The sequence below is a fragment of the Verrucomicrobiota bacterium genome (assembly GCA_016871495.1).
Classification (GTDB): domain Bacteria; phylum Verrucomicrobiota; class Verrucomicrobiia; order Limisphaerales; family VHDF01; genus VHDF01.
Genome location: VHDF01000003.1, coordinates 67450 through 90256, shown reverse-complemented (window position 1 = coordinate 90256; position 22807 = coordinate 67450). Strand labels below are relative to the sequence as shown.

General features: G+C 58.9%; 12 protein-coding genes. 8 read left to right on the top strand and 4 right to left on the bottom strand.

Annotated elements, in window-relative coordinates; all coding sequences use genetic code 11:
* The 4 genes from FJ404_01600 to FJ404_01585 are packed head-to-tail and all read left to right on the top strand — an operon-like array spanning position 1 to position 3217.
* On the top strand, positions 1-726 hold the full coding sequence (locus tag FJ404_01600) for a PEP-CTERM sorting domain-containing protein (GenBank protein MBM3821576.1): 726 nt from the start codon (positions 1-3) through the stop codon (positions 724-726).
* Between the two features lie 28 nt (positions 727-754).
* Complete coding sequence (locus FJ404_01595) at positions 755-1888, top strand: hypothetical protein (GenBank protein MBM3821575.1); 1134 nt, start codon at positions 755-757, stop codon at positions 1886-1888.
* 6 nt (positions 1889-1894) lie between these two features.
* On the top strand, positions 1895-2383 hold the full coding sequence (locus FJ404_01590; protein MBM3821574.1) for a hypothetical protein: 489 nt from the start codon (positions 1895-1897) through the stop codon (positions 2381-2383).
* 9 nt (positions 2384-2392) lie between these two features.
* Positions 2393-3217, top strand: a complete 825-nt coding sequence (locus tag FJ404_01585; GenBank protein ID MBM3821573.1) for a DUF3299 domain-containing protein — start codon at positions 2393-2395, stop codon at positions 3215-3217.
* Between the two features lie 50 nt (positions 3218-3267).
* Here the strand turns inward: FJ404_01585 and FJ404_01580 are convergent, their stop codons facing one another.
* Positions 3268-3582, bottom strand: coding sequence for a hypothetical protein (locus FJ404_01580; GenBank protein MBM3821572.1), 315 nt, complete (start codon positions 3580-3582; stop codon positions 3268-3270).
* A 162-nt stretch (positions 3583-3744) separates the two neighbouring features.
* On the opposite strand from FJ404_01580, the gene FJ404_01575 reads away from it, so the two are divergent.
* The 4 genes from FJ404_01575 to FJ404_01560 all read left to right on the top strand — a co-directional run bounded on the left by FJ404_01575 (position 3745) and on the right by FJ404_01560 (position 9745).
* Positions 3745-5256 (top strand): long-chain fatty acid--CoA ligase, encoded by a 1512-nt coding sequence (locus FJ404_01575; protein ID MBM3821571.1) that lies wholly within the window; start codon positions 3745-3747, stop codon positions 5254-5256.
* 183 nt (positions 5257-5439) lie between these two features.
* Positions 5440-5637 (top strand): hypothetical protein, encoded by a 198-nt coding sequence (locus FJ404_01570; GenBank protein MBM3821570.1) that lies wholly within the window; start codon positions 5440-5442, stop codon positions 5635-5637.
* A gap of 9 nt (positions 5638-5646) precedes the next feature.
* Positions 5647-6807, top strand: coding sequence for a nucleoside-diphosphate kinase (locus FJ404_01565; GenBank protein ID MBM3821569.1), 1161 nt, complete (start codon positions 5647-5649; stop codon positions 6805-6807).
* Positions 6808-6937: 130 nt separating this feature from the next.
* Complete coding sequence (locus tag FJ404_01560) at positions 6938-9745, top strand: c-type cytochrome (protein MBM3821568.1); 2808 nt, start codon at positions 6938-6940, stop codon at positions 9743-9745.
* Positions 9746-10300: 555 nt separating this feature from the next.
* Here FJ404_01560 and FJ404_01555 read toward each other — a convergent pair.
* From FJ404_01555 to FJ404_01545, 3 genes are read right to left on the bottom strand one after another with little or no spacing between them, the layout of a single operon-like run.
* Positions 10301-17374, bottom strand: coding sequence for a hypothetical protein (locus FJ404_01555; GenBank protein MBM3821567.1), 7074 nt, complete (start codon positions 17372-17374; stop codon positions 10301-10303).
* Between the two features lie 24 nt (positions 17375-17398).
* A complete protein-coding gene (locus FJ404_01550; GenBank protein ID MBM3821566.1) occupies positions 17399-21073 on the bottom strand; it encodes a hypothetical protein in 3675 nt (1224 codons plus the stop codon).
* Positions 21070-22263, bottom strand: coding sequence for a type II secretion system protein (locus FJ404_01545; protein ID MBM3821565.1), 1194 nt, complete (start codon positions 22261-22263; stop codon positions 21070-21072). Before FJ404_01545 ends, FJ404_01550 begins: the two co-directional genes overlap by 4 nt.
* Positions 22264-22807 lie beyond the last annotated feature (544 nt).

The following is a 22807-nucleotide window of genomic DNA, read 5'->3' as shown; positions in this document are numbered from 1 at the left end:
ATGCATTACTCCAAGCCGATTCCCCTCGCCTCCGCACTGACTCTCCTCGTTTTTACCGCCACCCCCCTGCCCCTGCTGGCCCAGCCCGTCCGCATCGAACGGGGACACGTGGACATCGGATTCGCATATGAGGACAACTCATGGGACGCCCACATCCACGATGAAACGACGGACCAGGAACATTCCCCCAATGAAGCCGTCCTGGTGATCGGCTCTAAAGCCGCCTCCCGCGTCCCGACGGATGCGCGATTCAGTTTCCTGGGAGCACCCGGTCGTTCCATTCACGTCCTGCCGCAAATCGAGGACGAGAATCTTCCGTTCCTGGGCCTCGCCGCCGAAGAGATCGAACCGGGCGTTTTTGCCGAGAACAAACTTCGAGTGGACCTCCTCGGGATCAATGGGCCCGGTCACTTCTTCCTCTATCGCACCAGCGGCGTCACCGCCACCCCCACCATCAGCTATGATACCAGCAATGGAATCAGCCCGGAAGATACCGTGAACCTTCTGGCCGGCGGACATCAGGACTTTTCGTGGGCCTTCACCTCCCCGGGTGATTACACGCTGGTATTGCAGGCTTCAGGCACTCTGGTCGAAGGCGCACGCTTCGTCGCCTCGGCCCCGGTGGACGTTCGTTTCCACGTCGTTCCCGAACCCGCCCCGGTCCTGCTCCTCATGCTGGGCCTGGGCCTTGTGCTTGGACGCAAACTCACCCTTCCCCGGCAGTGACTTGAATGGTGTCATCCTTTAGGGTCTGATGCGGGTCGCCATGCATCGAACTCCGAGGAACAGAAATGAAGAGTGCGGGCCATCTCCGGGAAAGCCGGATCCAGAACGACCCACCCCCTCGAGCTGGCGCCTGACCGTTTCCTGGGTTTGCGCTTGGATCCTGAGCTCCGTTGGAGTTGCGGCTTTCACCCCAAAAACGGTTCTCTCCACGGAACACGTCGATTTCAAAATTCTTTTCGACCCCACTGAGAGGAAGCTCAGTGGCATCGTCCTTCGTGACGAGGATGCCCGCACGAACTACACATCCGACCAAGCACTCCTCTTGGTGAAGGAGGCAGCGCGCCTTCAACTTCCAGCCGGAACCCCCTTTGGACAAGAAGGCGACCCGCTTTGGGTCCTGCCGCAGTCGCAGGATCCCAACCTCATTCTCCTGGGGATCTCCGCCGAGGACATTCCCCCAAACGTTTTCGACGGTCGCTTGGAGTTGCGACTCGTGCGAGTCGAGGGTCCGGGCCATTTTTTCGCCTGGCAGGCAGAATCTCTGGGCTCGCTCGACGTTCGATTCAATTCATCCGACGGACTGACCCTGGAGGATCGCACGCGTCCCATTGCCGGCAGCCACGAACATCTGAATTGGGGGTTCACCAAGCCGGGCGTTTACCGGCTTCATTTCGAAGCCTTCGGAACACGGCTCCAGGACAGGCAGGAGTTACAGACCCTCCCCACCGCGTTCGAGGTTCATGTCCACCCTCTGCCCGCTCTTTCGCCATTCGCCTCGTGGCAGATCCGCCATTGGCCTCGAACGGCCCCGGAGTCCGGTCCGGACCAGGACCCTGACGGAGATGGCCTCCCGAATCTTCTCGAATACGCTTTCGGGACCGATCCGACCCGACCTTCCAAGCCGGAAAGCATCGAAATCCGACTCTCCTCTGGCGAACCGCGAGAAATCGAGTTAATGTGGACCCGGAATGCCGAGGCCACCGACCTCGAATGGAGTTTGGAGTCACGATCGGCCCTGGTGGAAAAACCGGAATCAGTTCCCGTTCAACCCAGGGTCGTGGCGCCTCATCCGACGCTGGAGCGGGTTGCCGTGAATCTTGCGCTCGGCATTCTGCCCATGCGACAACAGTTCTATCGACTCCGTGCACAACTGAAATCCTAATCCGACATGCAATCGCTCTACCTTCCCGCCCTTCGTTCGTTGCTCCTCACCTTGGTTCTTGCCCTGACCGCGTGCTCTGACCGCTCGCAATCCTCTTCCAGCCATGGGACGAGCGGGGGAGGACATCACCATGAACCGCCGCATGGCGGCATCGGGGTCGAACTTGGAGATCATCACGCGCAATTGGAGTTCCTCGTCAACACCACCAACGGCACGGTCTCCGCCTACGTGCTCGATGGTCACATGGAGAACTTCATTCGGCTCCCCGCTCCGTCCCTCGATCTAAGGATCACGGGGGCGGGCGACGAAAAGGAGCTCAAGCTGATGCCGAAGGCCAACTCCGCCACCGGGGAAACCGCCGGCAGCACCTCCCTCTTCGAAGGCCAGGCAGACTGGCTCAAGACGGCCACATCATTCAAAGCCACTCTCAAAGAAATCAAGGTCCGCGGAGCCACTTTCACCAACGTCGTCTTCTCGTTCCCCGCAGCCAAGTAATCGCGCCCTTTGAAAGGAAGCAACCAACGCGGCAGCACCAACGTTGGCCATAGATCCTTCCGGTTGTTCCTTTCGATCTTGGCGATCATCGCTCTCGCTGCGTGGTGGCTATCGCCGCCCTCACGGTCCAAATCCCAAACGGTTGCGAATCCAGGCCTCCGCGGCAAACCGATCCGTCAGGAGGGATTCGCCACGAATCTCCTTTCGTCAGAAACCAATACCACGGTCTCCACTTCGAATCGGCCGAAACGTCCGAAACCCGCCTCCTTTCAGAAGCGCGCTGTCGAGAGCCAGTTGCAGGCCTGGCACCGGGGTGATACGAACCCCATCACCGTCGAACCCATTGCCCCTCCGAAGTTCCGCGGTTCGAAATCGTTGCCTCCACCGCCCCCGGAACCCGAATCCTCGGAACTCGCCGGATTCCAACGACTGGGTTTCGAACGATTATCCGGATTTGAATTTCTACTCGATGCTCGCTGGATCGACGGTTCCACCAACCTGGCGCAGGCTTCAGCTGAAGCGCTCGCGCTCATTCCCGAGGACATTCGCGCCCTCGATCGAGCGAAGGTCGCCATTCGCGGATTCATTCTGCCTCTCAAAATGGACGAAGGATTGGCCGTCGAATTCCTGCTCGTTCGGGATCAAAACCTCTGCTGCTACGGAGTAGTTCCGAAAATCAACGAGTGGATCAATGTCACCTTTCCGCGCGGCATCAAACCCGTTTTGGACCAACCCGTGACGGTATGTGGCGAGCTTCAGGTTGGGGATTGGAGGGAAAACGGTTATCTCGTCAGCCTCTACCGGCTGCAGGCCGAAAAAGCCTTCGGCCCATAAAAAAACTCTCCGGCCTTTCGACCGGAGAGTTGGAGAGATTCGAAATCGGATTACTTATCAAGCTCGATCTTGGACGCAATCAGGATCTTCTTGCCGTCCTTTTCTTTCACTTCGCCTTTCGCGACCACCTTCGCTGTGCCGGAGCACAGATTCTTGTGGAACGCCTTGCTGACGTCGTTCTGCTCGAGGTAATAGACGATGGATTTGTCGCCGTCCTTGACCTTGATCGCATTCTGGCAGGACTTGGCTTCTTTGAGCTCGCACTTCGCGCAAAGGCCTTCGCCTTTGATGGTCTTTTCGTCCGCGGCAAAAGCCACAGCAGTGGCCAACGCAAACGCGGCAATGAGTTTGGAAACGTTTTTCATGATTGTGATGAGAGTTGGTTCTAAGGCGAACAACTTTGCCCTGGAAACAAGCTTAGCCTGGAAGCGAAGAAGCGCAAGTTGTTTCAGCAATGCAAAAATCGAGCGAATCGACGGGGTTTGGATTTGGCAAAATATCGCTCCTGCGGAATACTCCGTGTCTCCATGAACTCATCGCCCTTGTTCTCTGCTTTGGCTCGATCCGAGCAATCTCATTCCTCAAAAACGGCGGTGTTTTGGGATAGTTCCGAATGGACCTATCGCAACCTGCTGGATCAAGCAGGCGCTGTCGGCCAAATCCTCACGGACCGTCATGACGTTCAACCCGGTGATCGCGTCGCCCTTTGGGTTCGCAACCGGCCCGAATTCATCACCTCTCTTTTTGGCATCCTCCGCTGCGGCGCCGTCGCCGTCCCCATCAATAACTTTCTCAAACCGGACGAAGTCGAATTCATCCTCAACGACGGCGGCATCAGCGTCCTCATCACGGAAACGGATCAAAAGGACGCGGCCACTCTCCTTCAATCCAGGAGGCCTGGCCTGGGAGTCTTGGAAGTCGAAAGCCTTCCAGCCAAAGAAGTCCGGCCGTCCAACCTCCCCGCCCCCGTCCAACGGGAATCGCAGGATCTCGCTGTGGTGATTTATACGTCCGGAACTACCGGTCGTCCCAAAGGAGCCATGCTCACGCATGGCAATCTCTCCCATAACGTCGAGAGTTGCAGAGCGATGCTCGAAGCGGTGGACGGAGATCGATTCATCCTGCTCCTGCCCATGTTCCACAGCTTCATGCTTTGTGTATGCATCTTCCTGCCCCTCAGGGTGGGAGGATCCATTCTGCTCATCGGCGGTGTCCATCACCCGCGCCAAATCATGTCCGAAATTTGCGCCAAGCGCGGAACGATCCTCCCGGCGATCCCCCAACTTTTCCGCGCCCTGACACATCAGGCCGAGCTGCCCGCCGATTTTCCTCTGCGCCTTTGCGTCAGCGGTGCCGCACCACTTCCCGCTGAGATTTTGAGGGAATTCGATCGCAAATTCCCCATTCCACTCATCGAAGGTTACGGCCTCAGCGAAGCCAGCCCCGTTGTTTCCCTGAACCCCATTCGAGGTGTTCGCAAGCCGGGCTCCATCGGCATCCCCATCCCCCATGTCGAAGTCAGCATCCAAGATGACGACGGACGACATCTCGACATCGGTGCTGTCGGGGAAATTTGTGTCCGGGGCGGCAATGTGATGGCGGGCTACTGGAATCGCGCTGAAGAAACCGCCCAATGCATCCGACAAGGATGGCTCCTCACGGGGGATGTCGGTTACCGCGATGCTGACGGATACTACTTCATTACCGACCGCAAGAAGGACATGCTTCTGGTCAACGGGATCAACGTTTATCCTCGAGAGATTGAAGAAATCATTTATCAAATCCCCGGCATCAAGGAAGCCGCTGTCATTGGTGTGCCTGATGTCCGCAAAGGAGAGCAGCCTGTTGCCTATGTGGCGCTTACAGATGGAGTGACTGGGGATGAAAAGGCCATTCTGCACCACATCCGCGCCCACTTGGCGGATTACAAGATCCCCAAGAAAGTGGTTTTCAAAACCGCACTGCCTCGAAACGCCACCGGAAAGATCCTTAAAACAGCCTTGAGAGAAGAGTACAAGGTTGCCTCCCATCCGGCCTAGGCCCGCATTGGATCATGCCCAAATGGCCTTCAGGAGCTGAATCCGATGGAATTCTCCTGATCTAATATACTCATTATAAACAACTTAAATCTCGGGATTTCCACGTTGACGGTCCTCCAAAGCCCCCCGTAAGCTTTTCCGGCAGTTTCGAGGTCGATTCACGACTTTGCTCCTGTTCCGGTTATGCCAGAGGGATATTGCTTCAAGTGCAAAGCGAAGAAAGAGATCGCTGACGCGGTGGAAGAGCTCATGAAGAATGGGCGCAAAGCCATTAAGGGCAAGTGTCCAACCTGCGGAGTCGTTATGTTCAAAATCCTTGGCGGAAAGGCGGTAACACCTTCCACCCAGACTCCACCTCCTTCGGCTTCGGGACCGGTTTGAACTGATCCTATGTCTCAACTCGCTTACGTTCTCATCACCCCCCACTCCCTTGCCAAATCCCGGACCGGCGGAATCCTCGCTCGCCTGATCACACGAACCGGGCTTGAATTAGTTGCTGCCCGAATGTTCGGACCCAGCCAGGAATTGGTCCAGCAGTACGCCGAAAGCATCGTCTCTTCCAAGGACCCCCAAGATCGCAAGATTCAGGAACTCATCCGCGATTATGTCTTGAAGAATTTCGCGCCGGATTCAAAGTCCGGCCGGCGCCGCCGAGTCATGCTCCTCGTCTTCAAAGGAGAAGACGCGGTTCGAAAAATCCGGTCCGTCGTCGGTTCCTTTAGCCTCGACCGCCGCGGAGGCGAAACAATCCGCGATACGTATGGCGATCTGGTCACGGACGACAACGGACAAGTCCAATACTTCGAGCCCGCTGTCCTCGCCGCCCCATCCTTGGAAGAAGCCGAGCAGAAGCTGAAACTTTGGACACGCTTTTCAGACTCCGACGGCGGTCTCGTGGAGAATACCATCGTTTACCCGCCGGGCGTGACCCCGGAAAGAACGCTCGTCCTGATCAAGCCCGATAATTTTCGGTTCCCCACCGGACGTCCCGGCAATGTCATCGACTTCTTCTCGCGCACCGGTCTCTCCATCGTTGCGATCAAAGTCCACCGCATGAGCGTCGCCGAGGCCATGGAGTTCTACGGTCCCGTGCGGGATGTCCTTCGGAATAAACTCAAGGATGTGATGGCCGCCAAGACGAAAGCCATGGTTGAAAAGGAAATGGGCTTCGTCATACCGCCCGAAGACGCGAGGAAACTCGTAGAAATCCTCGGGCCGCTCTTCGGGGAACAACAATTCGACAACATCGTGGCCTTCATGGCAGGCCGCGCGGCTTCTCATTGCGCTCCCGGCGAATTGGCACAGCCCGGCACTGAAAAATGCGTTGCCTTGATCTATGAGGGTCCGGATGCGGTCAACAAAATCCGCGATGTGCTCGGCCCGACCGACCCCTCCAAGGCCCCACCGGGTTCCATTCGGAAGGAATTCGGCTCCACCATCATGGTCAATGCGGCCCACGCCAGCGATTCCAGTGAAAGCTTCAAACGGGAAAATGCCATCATAAAGGTCGAAGCCAATCAGCTCAAATCCGTCGTCGAGTCGGCTGCCTGATCAACATCGCGGTCGCCCCCGAACGCCCCCGAGCGAAAACTCGTTTCCAAAGCCCGTCTTCCTCACGGAAAAACGGGCTTTTTCTTTGCAACCCTCAAGTTCCACTCGCCCCAGCCCCAGCCTCTGCGCCATGCTCAAACCCATGCTCCCCTACGAAAAGTCTGGCCATGCTCGAGCAGACCTTGGGCTCCAAGCCCTTCCCCAACGGTCGTCGAAGTCCATGCTCGCGGGTTTCAAGGATCGCGTCCTCCACCCACTCGCCGTCACATTCATCTTCCTCGCGCAAGGGATGGGCTCGACCTTTGCCGCCGAACCGGATTCCACCACGCGTCCGCTCTGGACGACCTCCCGATTGCGCGGAACCCCGGAACCCCCTCCGCCCTACGTGGTAGAGAAAGTCTTCCCCCGGTTGGCGCTGCAAAATCCGATCTACATCGCTCCGGAGCCAGGAACGGACCGGTTGTTTGTCGTCGATCTTGGTTCAGAAGATCCCAAGCCGTGGCAAATCAGGCGTTTCCAGAATTCGCCGGACGTGAACTCGGCCGCCCTTCTCATGTCGGTAACCAATCGGCAGATCTATGGCCTGACGTTCCATCCAGGTTACGAGAGCAATCGGTTTCTCTACGTCTTCAACAACGGTCCCTGGAATCAAGCTTCGCGGTCGAATCGCATCTCCCGCTTCACCGTTCCTCGCGATGATTCGCAACGCATTGATCCCGCCTCGGAACAAATCATCATCGAATGGCTTTCTGCCGGCCATGACGGAGGGGATCTGTGGTTCGGGAAGGACGGGATGCTTTACATCACCAGCGGCGATGGCACAAGCGACTCCGACACGTGGGACAGCGGACAAGACATGACCCGGTTGCTGGCCAAACTGCTCCGGATCGACGTCAACCGCACAGAGGGAAACAGAGCTTATGCCGTCCCTGCCGACAATCCCTTCGTGAATACACCGGGCGTTCGTCCCGAGACGTGGGCTTACGGGTTTCGGAATCCCTGGCGCATGGGCATCGACCCTCGGAACGGAGACATCTGGGTTGGTCAAAACGGCCAAGACCTCTGGGAAAGCGCGGCTTTGGTCCAGAAAGGGGTGAACTATGGCTGGAGCATCTATGAAGGGAGCCATCCTTTCAATCCTCATCGGAAACGCGGTCCTACCCCCATCGTCGCCCCACTCATTGAACATTCCCACGCCGATTTTCGTTCGCTGACCGGGGGCGTGGTGTACTACGGGGACCCGTTGCCGGACCTCAACGGGGTTTATGTTTACGGCGACTATTCGACGGGCAAAATCTGGGGCGCCCGGCATCGCCATGGCAAACTGACCTGGAATCGCGAACTGGCCGACACCACGCTGCAAATCGCAGCGTTCAGAGTCGATCAATCCGGACGCCTGCTCATCGTCGATCACGCCGGAGCTTTGTACCAACTGAAGCCAAGGCCCGCGAGCGGCCCCCGCCCCAAGTTTCCCACCAAACTGAGCGAGACCGGATTGTTTTCTTCCATCGAAAAATTGAGCCCATCCCCTGGTGTGATCCCTTACGACGTGAACGCCCCGGCTTGGACCGATGGTGCACACGCCCAGCGATGGCTCGCCATTCCTGGCACCAACACGATCGCATTCGCCCCCAGCCGCGGATGGAACTTCGCTCACGGCTCGGTGATCGCCCAAACCCTCACGTTGGGATTTGTCTCCACCCAGCCTCCAATCCCGCGCCGCGTCGAAACCCGGGTTTTGCTCCGAGAGGATGGCGAATGGGTCGGCTATTCCTACCGGTGGAATGAAAAACAAACCGAAGCGCACCTGGTCGAAAAATCAGGCCAGGATCTCACTCTGAAATTCCGGGATGAATCCGGAGCCCTCCAGACTCAAGCATGGCGAATACCCAGCCGCGCCGAATGCATGGCCTGTCACGCCCGGGCAGTCAATTACACCCTCGGCCTGAGTCTGGTTCAGATGAACCGCACCAACTCCTTCCATCGCCCGGGAGAAAACCAGATCGCCGCCCTCGCCCGTCTCGGGATTCTCCAGGGCGCCCCGTCCAAGCCCGAACCTTCGACGAGCGCGCTCGTCAATCCTTACGACCACCGTGAGGACTTGAGTGCCCGCGCGCGTTCCTATCTGCACGCCAATTGCTCCGTGTGCCACGTCGAGGCGGGCGGCGGCAACGCCCGGATGGAACTCGAGTTCACCCGTGAGGAATCCAAAATGAATCTCATCGGCTCGCGCCCCCAACACGATACCTTCGGCATTCCGGACGCCGCAGTCGTTGCCGCGGGCGCTCCCGAGAAATCCATTCTACTCCACCGGCTCTCCCGGCGTGGCAAAGGCCAAATGCCGCCTCTCGTCAGCGCCCGCGTGGACACCCAGGCCGTCGCCTTGATGAAGGAATGGATTCAAAGTTTGACTCCGGAATTCCAATTCGTTCGCGAATGGAACCTGAAGGATTTCGAGTCGTCCCTCTCCGCCACGCCGCCTTATGGAAATGCATCACGCGGAAAGGTCCTCTTCGAAAAAATCGGTTGCGCCCAATGCCACCGTGTCAACGGCTCCGGCGGCGCTGTCGGCCCCGACCTCACCGGCCTGGGCAACCGCCAAAGCCCCATCCAAATCCTCGAGTCCATCCTGGACCCGTCGAAGTCCGTCGCGGACGATTTTGCTTCCTACGAGTTGGAATTACGGGACGGGGAAACCGTCACCGGACGCGTCGAGCGCGAGTCCTCCGATGCTTGGTTTCTTCGAACGGGATCCGCCATGGAGGAGCTGGTGCGCATTCCCAAATCCCACGTGAAACGAAAAGCGAAGTCCTCCCTGTCCAACATGCCCGCCGGCATCATCAACGTTTTCCAGCAGGATCAAGTCCTCGACCTCGTCTCGTTTCTGCTCGATCCTGGAAACGGGCATGGACTCGGGCGCGATCCAGGAAAGGATTGATCGATCCTGGATTTCCGATTCTCAGCCAAGGATCCTTTGGGAAAGGTCCAAAAGGCTCCAGATCCTGGGTCGGGAGGAAGCTGGTAGCCGGTGTCTCCAGAGGTTGTCGGTGACCGGGTTTTCGTGGTCACGCAGACAGCCCTGTCTGCTGTGGCGCAGGCTGCCCAGCCTGCCGGGCGACGAAGTGAACCCGGCGCGTGGAGAGCATGGAAAGGCCTCGTTCTTCACCCGCCGGGCCAACGGGCCGTCGGCGATACGTCAGGCTGGGCAGCCTGCACCACCCTACAGACAACCTCCTGATGCACGAGGTGGAAGCCGCTTCAACACAAGATTGTAGGCGGACTGGGCCAATCTTAGCCCGGATATTTCATGCTGAGCTTGAATCCGCGACAGTACGCCGCGTGAGGGCACGCGGCCTACCATCGCGACTGCCTCCGTGTTTGTAGGCCCGGTGTCCTCACCGGGCGTCCCGTGCATGAAATATGCGGGTTAGCGCCCCTTCATATTCTTCCGTCTGCGGCTTCTCGTCGCGGTGGGGCGCGAACGCTTACATCCCTACTGCGCCACGATTCGGAAGAACCGGCTTGGATTCGCCAAAGGCACGCAATAGGCCGTGCTGTTCCCAGCCGCCACGATGGAAGGCGAGACCGCCACCCAAGTTCCATCCAACAAATCCGCCTTTCCTTCCACCCGGTAGGTGATTCCGGGTGTGGAAGCCCAGCTCAGACAAAAACTTTCAGGCGTCACATTGACCGAGGGTGAGATCGCCAAGTTGGCGGGCGGAGGCGGGGGCGGTGCCGCCTTTCCATCCAAGATCCTGAACTCCACATAAGACGTGGGCTTCGCTAAACAAACGCTTTGCTCCGATCCCGTGCCCAGGATGGCGCCGGAGACTAGCGTCCAGACCGGATTCACTCGATTGGTGGTTCCTTGAACCACATACGCGGTTCCCGCCACGCCCGTCCAGCGCACGCAAAGAGAGTCCGCGCTTTCCCCAACGGTGAGCGCCACTCGATTGGTGAACAGGTCACCTTCGGCAAAGACCGTGTAAGAGAACCGGTAAGGCAGCGGCCCCGGTCCGATATTCTCCACCGCCACATACCATTCTCCCGCCGAAAGAGGCACCGGCAGCGATTGACGGTTCCATCCGATCCAGGCTTCACCGCTCTCATCTGAACGGTCGAAGAATTGGAAATCGGTCGGGCTGGGCACCGGCAGTCCTTTCTTCAAAAGCAAGCCGAGCTGTCCCGCGTTCGTGGAGCCCGATTCCACCTGAACCAATGCCAGCGCATGGCCGGCCTTGGCATGGAGGAGGAAGTAATCGTGGGGGCCTACCACCGCGTACTCGGTGGTGGTCGTGTTCGCCGCCACGCCCTTGACCCGGCCAGCGTCAGTCTCCGTCGCTCGAATCCAATAGGTGGCCGGAAAGTCTGAACGGTTCAAGGCGGCCACGTACCAAGGTCCTGATTCCAATGAAACCGGGGTCGAACCGCGCGCGACCCGGATGATTTCGTTTTGGGGCGCCGGAAGGGCGCTGGTGTAATCTGAACGGTTCGTGGCGGGCAACCCAGGCCCTCGCGTCAATAACAAGTCCACCTCGCCCGACAATACCCCCAGCTCAAAATCAACGAACTTCGCCCGGGGACTGACTTGGAAACGATAGAAATCAAGCGGCCCATCGACGCCCGAACCGAACAGGTAGTTCGTGCGAGCCACCGCGTTGGTCAAAACCAGGATCGAAGGCTCACCGTTGGTCAGCACCGTCGCCCGAATGGTGAAGTTCACATTGGGAGACGCGGGATTCGCCACCGCCAGGAACCATGTTCCTCCCGGGTTTTGCAACGGGCTCCCCGCAATCGTCAATGAAGTGGCGCCATTCGGAGCGGAGTTGGTGCGAAAATCGAATTGGTCGATCTCGAAAATGTCCCCCTTCTTCGCCATCAATTCCGCGCCTGTGCTCAAGTCGTAAAGATCGAACCGAACACTCAGGTTGGTCGCCGACGGAACGGCAACCGAGAAGTAATTCGTCAGCACCGCGGACCTCGCGGTGCTCGCCCGCAAAGGCACTCCATTCGTCAAGGGGGTGATCGTGTAAGGACTGAGCGCTTCCGTGACCCTGACCGTGTAGTTCACCCGGTTGCTGTCCACATTATACACCCCGAGATACCACGGACCCGGGGTCAAAGGCACGGGGACGGAGTTCGTCACCACAATGATCTCCTCGCGCGACGTGCCAGGCTCTCCACTCGCATAATCGTAAAGGAAGGGCGTCGGCAGTGGATTCGACACCGGCAAAGCCTTGCGAAGGACCAGGTCCACATTGCCATCCACGGGGATCAATTCGAAGGTCGCGTTGTAGGCGTTGGGAGAGACTCGAAACTCATAATAATCCAGCGCGTTTGTCGCCGCGAGACTGCCCGATCGCGCCACGCCGTTGGTCAGCAACATCGGACCGATCACACTGGAAGGGCCTCGTCCCAGCAGGACCCCGATATCGAAGGTGTTCGTTTCCCGGGGATTCAAATTGGCCACCCCAAGGTAGTACCGCTGTCCCGGTGTCAAAAGAGGCACATCATTGGTGTTGAGGATGAGGAACTCGACAGCGGGATCATTCACATCGCCTGCACCATTGAAGTCGATGGCAATGTCACCCGCCAGGGTTCCGTTCGGCAATCCTCTCGGATTGTAAAGCAGCACCAAGTCTCCCGCCGAAGCGAGCACGTTGGTCGCGGCAAAGGCCTCCCTCGGCACATCCAGCAAGAAATAACGGATCTCGTCACCCGCCACCTGTCCGCTCACAAACACGCCCTCTTGCAACGGCGTGACCGGAAAGCTCGGACGAGTCAGAATCAGCTGCAGTTGCCAACTGAAGAGCGTCGGCGCCAGAGTCGCCCCCGCCGGTCCCGCCCGCGTGTCCTCGACTTGCAAGGTCCATCTCCCGAACGCGGTCTCCCCCTCCAGGGGTTTCAGCGTTTCCTCGGGGAGATAATAAATCGTTCCACTCGATTCCACGAGCTGAAATTGATCCAGCAACATGCCCGGGCGATTGAACGCAGGACTGATGTCGATGCGTGTCAAACTCTGGGTCGCGATGAAATCGAGGTTCAGGCTTTGCCATTGCACGGGATCTCCGGTGAGAAAAGCCGCCAACCCGCCATCGATCGCCACTTGGGCGTTGACCGTGCCTCCAGTGTCAGTCCGATAAATGAAGCTGAATCGATACTGCTGTCCCGGGCGCGTGGGGATGGATCGCGTTATTCTCGCCCGGCCCAATTGCAAATAGTTCGTGCCTTCCTGTGCGAGCCCAAGTCGGTTCGCCACCCTTGGAAAGCTCTGGTTCAAGTCGTCCAGCGGCGAATTGGTCGAACGGAAAATACGATCCACCAGCCATCCGTCGATGCTCTCTCCCTCGTCATACACCCTCACCAGGGAGTTCTCGAAGTTGGATAAAACGTTGGTGTGGACGGTGAGGGTCGTGGTGTAGGGCGGGCGGGCGTACTTGATCGGTCCAGCCACGATATTGGTGTCCTCGGCAAAACCGCCAAAGACCATGTTGGTGCCGTCTCCCGATCCAAAACCCAGCGAGTCCAGCCCGCCCCGGTTCTCCGAGAGCAAGATTCGCGTCCCGCCTGGACTGACAAGCCTCAGCACCAAGTCGGCGGCGCGGGGATGGTCGATCCGCACCCCGACCCTCGCCCGCACGACCTGCCGATTGTCACCCACCTGCACATCTGAAAGCGTCAAGGCGTCGTCCAGAATCAGCTGGCCTTCCCCCTCCGGCGAGTAGGTCTGCACCAACTCCGCCCGCGGACTGCGTTCGATGTTCAAAATCACGCGGAAATTCACCGGCACCGCGTTCGGATTGTACAACCCGATGATGTAGCGGCCCGGGCGCAAGGGTGGCTGGTCTCCTTCACCGTAAAACAAGGAACCCGCAGGAGGACTCAGGAACGCCGCTTTGTCATAGTCAAGCAGGGTCGGGGCAAACCGATAGCGGGCGTACACATCAAGCGGCCCCGTCATTTGCGCCACATGAATCGTAAAATTCAGGGCATCCGACGGCACTTCGATGGAAAACAGGTTCCACTGGTTCGCCAGCACCGTGCCCCTGAACTCCGAACCGTTGCCAAGATCCGGCAGCGGATCCAGAAAGATGTTCATGGCGACATTCGTTCCGCCGTGGCTTGGACTGTTGTCCACCATGTTTAACAGCCATACGCCCCGGCCTTCCTCTCCCATGAAATCATTCAAGCTGCCAGGTCCATCTGTCGGCCTCGAACCGCTGCGAAAATCGCCCGCATTCGAATCGTCATAGAGGAAGTAATGATTCGTCACCGTCGGATCGGCGAAGGAATAATGATTGTTGAGCACGACAAATCTGTCTCCATGGCTCAAATTGCCCGTCAAGTCCCCGATCGATTCATGGATGATCCGGTTCTCCACGCGGGCGCGCAGGATCGTGATGGGAGTGGTGCCGATGCCGATCACCACCGCGGCGGCGGGACGTTCCGGAGAACCGTCCGGAATCGGCGCATTCAGGGGCAGTCCCAAAATCGTTTGCGATCCATCGGGGTTGACCCGGGTGAAAGGCTGGTCCGTGGAGAGCCCGTAAAGGCCGAATTCGCCTGCCTGCTGATCTTCGGATTTTACCGCCACGTAATACACCGCTCCCAAAGGGGCATTGGTAAAGAAAACCACCTGCGTCCCGCCTCGGTCGGTGGACTTGCTGGACGCGCTCACTGCCGCCGGATCCAAATTGGTCAGAGCGGAATTGGTGGAGACGTAAAGGTCCAGGTCGGATTCCGCTTGGCGGGGTTTGCCCAGATTGGGCGGGAAGAAGGTCACGAAGGCCACGTTGCTGCCGTTGGTCAGACCGGAGATGTTGTTCGACAGCACCAGATTGGTGAACACATAAAAGTTCCATTGACTGACCTGGCCCAGGGTGTTGTTGGTCAGCGGGAATTGGGCGCCGACTCGCTGATTGAACAAGGCCACACCATTGGTCACCGAGATGAGCGGAGGAGGAGGGGCCGTTTCCGCCACCAAAGGCACAGGGCGGGCGAATCGAAAAGCGTTGGTCACCTCGCCGTCACCGATGGACGCCACCAGGGCGTAGTCTTGAACAATCCCACTGCTGTTGGCCGTCACCGCGTTGACATTGACCCGCTTGGCCCGCACGGTGATGACATAGTGTTCGCCCAGGGGTGGCGGGAGAATCACGTTTTCAACGTTATTCACCAAGTCCGTGGCCGGAGGGCTGTTCGTGTCGCTCGGGGTGTTAAAATCGCTGCCGGGCTCAATATTGTTCCCATAGTACACCTGCCGGGTCACTGTATTCGAAACCACCAAGTCCAGGTCGTTGACGAGCTTCACCGCCGCCGCCGGATTTCCAGGCGGATCGGTCCAGACCAAGGTCAAGCGCATCGGCAACACCCGACCAGGCTCGGAGGGACGCAAATCGAACGCGTCACTTTCCCCGGTCGCCAGCGCGTGCGCTCTGAGAAGTCCGGCGTCGCGCGCTGAGGGGGAATGGGTCCCTTGGTCCAGGAAAACATGCGGAACCTCATTGACTTCCGGCGATCCCAGCACGCCCTCGGAACCGGGCTTGCCCGCGAAAGTCTGATAGAATGAGGGGATCGAGTTCGTGAGACTCGGCTGGCCCCACCCTTGGTAGGTGATCAATCCACGCGGGCTCAGATCGTATTTGCGTCCCAGCGACCGTGATCCGTTGATGAGCAGCGCCTTCATCAGCGCGGGGCTGTTCGTACGGCTCAATCGTTGCTCAAAAAACTCCTGCACGAGGGCCAGATATCCCGCCACCGCCGGAGCCGCCATGCTGGTACCCGACACCATCACGTAATGAGGCTCGAACGGACGGTTCATTTCATCATCCAGCCGCCCGGACGTGTTGTTCGTATCGATGGTCGATTGCCGGGACCGGGCCGACGCGATGTAACTTCCCGGCGCCACCACGTCCGGTTTCATCCGCCCGAACTCACCCTCGAGTTCCAAGCCTACGTTGCCGCGGCTGGAGAAGTTCGAGACCTCGTCGTTCGAGTCCGATTCGCGCAAAAAAACCTGATTGGTCCGAATCACGACGTTCGTGCCGGAGATATTGGTTGTGATGAGGGCGTTCGTGATGAATCGCGGGGATTCCACCGACCCCACGCTAATCACGTTCTTGGCCGTGGCCGGGGACATGATGGTCTGGGCCAAGCCGCCCAACCCTTGATCGTCCCCCTCGCCCTCGTTCGCGGCCGCAAAGACATAGGTCATCGGGCGGGAACCCGTCGAACCCGGCAGGGAATCGCGCACCGCGGCGTCGAAAGAAGCCGCGGCGGATTCGTAATCGTTCGCACCCACGTAAGCCCAGCTATTGTTGGAGATGAAAACGTTGGTTCTCGCGGCGGTCTCCTGAAGAAACGAATCGTTCACATCACGTGAGACAGACAACCCGCGCCGCCGGGCTCCGATATAAAGCGCAAAAATATCGGCCTCGGGCGCTTTGCCCCTGAAATTCGCGCCCAAGATTGATCCCGGCGCGTTCGACACGGTGCCGGATTGCTTCCCGCTCCCCGCGATGATCCCCGCCACATGGGTTCCATGGCCGTCCGGGTCTCTCAGCGTCAGGTTGTTCGTGCCGGTGGTCTTGATGCGTCCGTCCAAATCGGGGTGGCCGGCATCCACCCCGCTGTCATTCACCCCCACCAGGACCCCTTTGCCCGTCAACCCGAGGTAGTTCGCGCTGTTCGTGGTGTCGGGAGCGAGCCCAAGCCGCACCCTTGCCAGATCGTTCACCGGCACTCGCGCGCGGCTGATTTCGATCGCCTGCACTCCGGATAAATGAGCCAGGCGAACCCAATCGACACCAGTCGGCTCGACTTTCACCAACTCGCCGAACGGGGAACGCTCACGCGACTCTAATCTAACGCCCATCGCCCCCAACCGCTCCACGGTGGCCTCGGCCTCGTCGGCGAACAGCAGCAAATTCAACCGCGCTTGGTCCGGAAGCGACTGGGTGCCCAGTGCCAAATCAAGCAACGTTCGATCGAGCTTGAAGTAAGGCTCGAACGGAATGACGGCCTGGATCCGCGTATCCTGTTTCAATTTCGACGCCGTCCCGGCCGAGCCGCGGATCAAGAACGCGTTGTTCGGCACATAGGCCACAATGGTGGCTCCGGCAGTTCGCAGCGCTTCTCGAAAGGCTTCCCCGGCCACACCGCGCGATTGCGCCACGTAACTGCCAGGATCGCCCTCGGCGCGCAACGAATGGGGAGGTTCAATCGACACGCCGTTGGTGCTGTTGATCGCGGCGTTGCGCAACAGAATCGCCGCGTCGCTCCGCATCAGGTCCCGGTAGGGCTCGGCCGAATTGCGCAGCCGGTGCGGGTGCAAGGCAACCGACCGGTCGGAGCTCTTCGAAGGGGCTTTTGAACTCGTCGGCACGGCAGCCACCGGAGTCGCCGATGAAGCGACGCTGCGCAACTCAGGCAGGGCGGGTCTTGATTCCGCAGGAATTCTCACGGGCTCCCTGCCCTTCCTCTTTTTCTCTCCCAAGTGCCAGAGCACACCGCCTGCCACAAAGAGCAGCAGGCTGATCGCAAACCAGGCACGGCTGTTGAGTCGCATACCTATGATGTTTCGAATTCGCGCCTATTCCGCAGGCAGCACGTTGTGGGTCTCCACCACAATCCTCGGTTGCTGCACGGTCCCATCCACCCTAAACACCGTCTTGGTGACTACCTCCCCCGTCACCTGATAATTCGTGCACAACCCGTAAAACGGACCGCCGGCCACAATGGAGGGCGGGCTGAACGGGGGACCAGCCGGCTTCAGGGCCTGGCCGAAGGAGTACACCACCAGGCGCGGCTCGTCCGCCTTCAACAACGACATGATCTGTTGAGGGATGCGTTCGTAGGCCGCGTCATCGATGCCATGGCGCACCTGGTTCAAATTCGTGAAGTTGAGGAACGGGCTCCCCACCGTGAGCTCGGGCACGGACAACACCGCACCCAAGTACGGATAGACCCCACCGAACCAATTGGTGCGTCCACGCATGATCCCGCCCACGATCCTTTGCAATTGCGGACTCGCGGGTTCGGCCACCAGGGTGCCGAACTCGGCCTTCGTGAACCGGTTGATCTGAGCAGGGGCAACCGTGTTCGTGGTCAAATTCACCCCGCTCAACACAGCGGACCATGCCGCGATGTTGGTCTGGTTGACAGACAACAGCCCGCGCGCGGCGTTGTTGTTCGGCGCCACCGTGAAGAGGTCCATCAACTTCCAGTCGTTGGTTGGATGTGTGCCCAGGGTGCCGGCCCACTTCCACCACGAATTGGTGTCCAGGGGCCCCGAGGCCTTCAAATAAACGGTCTGCCAGGGCGTCCCGCGGTGAACGCGGCCCAGCCAGCCGATGGTCGGAAACTTGTTGGTCGGAAACGCCCAATCATCTGATTTGCGCACGAGCGGATCCTTGTGGCGGATGTCATAGTACGATGGCGAATCTGTCCGGTTGCTCGATCCACCCCAGGGTTCGTAACGCGGGTTCATCAGTCCCAGATTCGATTTGCTTTCCACCGTCAAAGGCGGCTTCAACGGAATGACCAGATCCGGGTTGCTGTAATCCTCATGCGTCAAATCCAGAATATGCGTGTGCACCAACGGATCGTTGGCCTGCCAACTCATGGTCTGGAGGAACTTGCGGGACGGTGAAAACGGCACTTGCACCACCAAGTTCGTGGAAGGCTGAAGGCGTCCGCTCGAGAACAACGGCGTCAAGCCAAGGAACATGCGAAAGCCGTCGATGGCCTTACGTTTGTCGGCACCCGACACGGGATTGAGTGAAAAACTGGCCCAATCGGTATCCGACAAAACATCGTTCGACGAGACATAGATCTGGTTCGTGTGACCCGCCGGAAGCTCGGCGTTACTCAGCCGGTTGCTGAGCCAAAAAGAGCTGTCGGAGTATTCACGGCTGCTCAGCACGTTTGGCTCCTTGAGCAGATTCGTCGTCACATTGAATCCGCTGGGCAATTGATCGAAGTTGACGAAATCCACCACTCGCCGGGTCGCCTCATCGATCGCGATCATGGTCAGTCGATTGGTGATGATCAGATCCCATTCCGGAGTGGGATGCTGCGGATTGGGATCGAAGGTGGGACGCGTGGAGAGCGGACGCAAGTCACCGCTCGGCAGCGAAAAGTAAGCAGAATCGGGAATGAACACCATGTTGGTGGCAAACGGAACGTAAATCTCGCCCGCCCGCCAGGTCCGAATCTCGTTCCGCGAGATGGTCCGGTTGAGGGTGCCCAACGCCCGGTTGGCTCGCCGGTCCCATAAGGCGCCCGCCACGGAGTTTGTGATCAGCAGGCGCGTGGGGCGCGTGTAATCGTTGGTGTAGGAATGAAATGTTTCAACGCCGAACGTGTTGGAAACCCCCACGATGTACATCTGATGCACATCGAACGGTCCCCGGTCCGTGAAGGACTTTTTGCGAAACTCAAGCTTCCGCGTGACCTGAGCCGCCGTTTGGAGCTGGTATTCGTTGAAATTGGGAAACCCTTTCTTGGCCCCGATGATCCACGGGACACCAAGGACGTTGGCGTGGGTGGTGTTCCCGATGCGCGAATTCTGGTTCGGCACGCGCACATCGAGCCAGGGAAGACTGCTCCATTCACCTCTTCCATCGCCGCCACCGCGACCCACTTCACGATAACCCGAGATAAAAATGTTCGTTCCGCTTCGAATGAACACCGGACGAAAAACGGAGGGGAAAACAAAGCCATTATCAACACGGTTGGTCGTGGCGTCGAAAATGTTCGCCGACAACTGCAACGCGCGATGAACCGCGGGGGAGTAAGCGTTGAAGGGAAAGATGGGGATCGAGAGATTGGTCAGGACGAGTTCATGGGTCACTGGGATTCCGGGCCGGAAAAGATACTCCCCGATGTAATAATCCTTGGTATTGCCATTGGTGACGGCCACCAACTCAGACCGCAAAATCCGGAGCGCCGCATTCGTGAAGAAGGCCACCGGCTCCCACGCGATCGAGTTGGTCGGACGTGCCGCGACCGTATCATAGTGAAGATGAATCTTGCCCCGGTTCACCGGGGCCGAATCGACCCCCAATTGCGCGAAAGCGCGGTACGTGGTGTATCGATCATAGGTGCTCCGGCGGAAACTAGGGGTCCGAAAACGGTTCGTGAACCCTCCGCGGGAATCGTCCCCGTCGAACAGTTCCATGATGTCAATAAAATCCCTCGGATTGTCGCTGCCCGCCCATCGAAAGTCCGGATTGTCGGGATCGCTGGCGCCCGGCGGGGTGTCCCCCTGAACCGCCCGGGCATAACCGTCGATTCGGTCGAATCGAAACGCATTGGCGCCGTTCTGGGTAAAGATGGCCCGCACACTGGCCAGGTTGTTCAGACTGTCCTGGTAACGATAGGCCAGCAAGGCATTGGCGTCATTGAAGGCAAACCCGCTGCTAGGAGATGCCAAATTCTGATAGGCATAGGCGTAGTCCCACATATTCGTGTTCAGATCCCTCAGGAAACCCGCCAGGTTCAATTCCCAGGACCCAAAACCCTGGTTTCGATGATACCCTTCGTTGGCCAGGATCCGGTCCGTCGTGAACTTGGACCGATTATGAATAAAATTAAGATCCAGCGACTTGCCGGCGGGCATCACGATATAAGCGTAGCGTCCAATAAAACGGTTCGTGGACGAATGGGGGCTGTCCGGATGCTGCAACACGCCGACCCATTCCGGATCCCCTACCATCGGGGTCCGGGACGGCCGCCCATCCTGGCCTTGAATCGCCACCCCGCGGTCATCGACCATCGTCACCAGCCCGTTTTCCTCAAACCTGCCGTTGCGGTTGAGGTCGAGATAGAATCGGAAATCGTTGGTGTTCGGCCCGTTGGTGGGCACGAAAACAGGGGCCCGAGGCGAATAGCGCAGATTCGACAGCATCCGCCGCAGGTCATCACCCCCCAACGCGCCTCCATTGTCCGCGTTGAGATAGGCCACGTTCAAAGGATTGGTGCCCAACGAACGGTCGAATCCGGCCGCGCGGATGAGGTTGGTGGACACCATCAAGTCGTACTTGAAGAAGTTGCTCTCCGCCATGATGCGGCCCGCCACTTCCGCCTGAGCGCGCGCCAGGCCGGTGTCCGCGGCAAGGCGAGCATCGGTTTGATCCTCCGTGACGCGGATGGAAGCGCGCTCCCGCCGGCTCATGCCGAGAAAGAGGACGGACATCAACGTGACCACGGCGAGGAGGACCAGGGTCAGAACGAGCGCGACTCCGCTTTGATTCTTATTCTTCATCGGTTGCCGGCGCGGATGGGGATTCGCTTGCGAAAGAGGTGAACCTTGCTGGCTTGTTTACGCAAAAATTCGCGTCCCTGGTTCAGATCGGGAATCGCATAATACTGCTCGACCACTTTCGGCTCGAGGATTCCCAGTTCGATGTCCACATAGCTGGGCAATGCGTCCATGACGAAGACCGTCGCGGTTTCAAAGTCGCGCGAGTCTCTGAGCACATAAACATTGCTCGCGTACAAGGGGTCGTTCACGAACAGGTTTGCCGGGAGCCCCAGGGGTGCCGGGGCGTTGGTCCGGCGCATCAGGTAATCGTACGGGCGGCCCTTGAAATCCAGGGCGGTGGCTCGAAAATGAACGACGCCGTCCGCGATCTTGAAAAAATTGGTGGGGTCGTTCTCCGGCAGGGGCGCCGCCCGGAGAAAACTCCAACCCGGATTGCGGGTGGACGTGGTCACGTCGAATTCACGAGCGCGCGTTTCGAATCGATACAGTGAGCGCACTTCCCGTTGCCGCCAGGAATCATCATTCGTCCGCGTATGGTCGGGCAGCACACGGAAGCCAATGCCTTTCCAACTCCGCTGCTGATGGGTCATGAAAAACAGGTCTTGCACGACATTGTTCCGGATCAGGGGCGGCGTCAGCAGATCCTGGATCAACGCGGGATAAGGCTCCTGGGGCTGGACTGCAGGGGGCGGGGGAAAGGGAATGCCCACGGGACTTCGCCTGTTCCGCGGGCTCAAATAACTCATGAAGTTGATTTGAAATGGAAAACTGTTGCGAAGCTCGCTTTCCGCCACCAGCGGCGCCGGCGTGGGGCTCATCTCATAAACCTCGCGAATGAGCAACTCCATGGCGGCGCGCCCCGATTCGAGCACATCGACCTGGGCGATGTTGCTTCGCAACGCCTTTTGCGTTTGGTTGAAAATGCTGAAGAGCACATAGACGATGATGGAGAGCACGGACACCGCCACCAGCAGCTCGATCACCGTAAAGCCGGCCACTCGTTTGGACGCGCGATGGGAAACAGGGGCGCTCATTTTCCAGATGCTTTGGGAGGCTCCAAACGCGTGAAGGTGTTCGGGACGATGAAGGAAAGTCCGTTCTGCGTCACAAGCTGGCCCGCGACGAAGGTGCGGAAAGTCTTCTGGTTCCGGCCCACCCGCCACTGGCCCTTTTCCTGATAAAGCGGCCATTGCAAGCTCAAGCGGATCTCCCAGGAATTGACGCTCATTTGCTCCGTCAGACGCCGGTTCGCCGCCCGCGATTCCCGCTCGAAGGCCGACAAGCCTCCCGCCTGGTCATCGAGCGCCTCTCGCGGCAACAGTTGGAAAGGCACGACCTCCACCGTCGCCTGATAGACAAACGCAAAATCCTTCAACGCCGGATCCCGGCTGATGGCGGAGCCGCTGATGGCGCGCACACGCGCGGTAACGCGGTTCTCCAGAAAGGTCCCGTCGGATCGAACGCTGTACTTGGGCGTGCTGAGCCGCCCGATCACCGCCGCTCCATTGGTGAGAAAGCGAGTCGCGAGAGGGTCGTTGGTGAATGTCGTGGAGCCGTCGACTCGATTGGACACGGTGATGGCCTCGACGAAATTCGTCAGTTCATTCGCCCCCCGGGAACCGCTGCGGATGGCTTCGAGCAGAAAGGTTCCATCCTCATTGATGATCGTGTCCTCGAGATTGTCCTTCTGCACGGTCAACCCCGTGGGAAGCACCCCGATCAGCGCCACCAAGG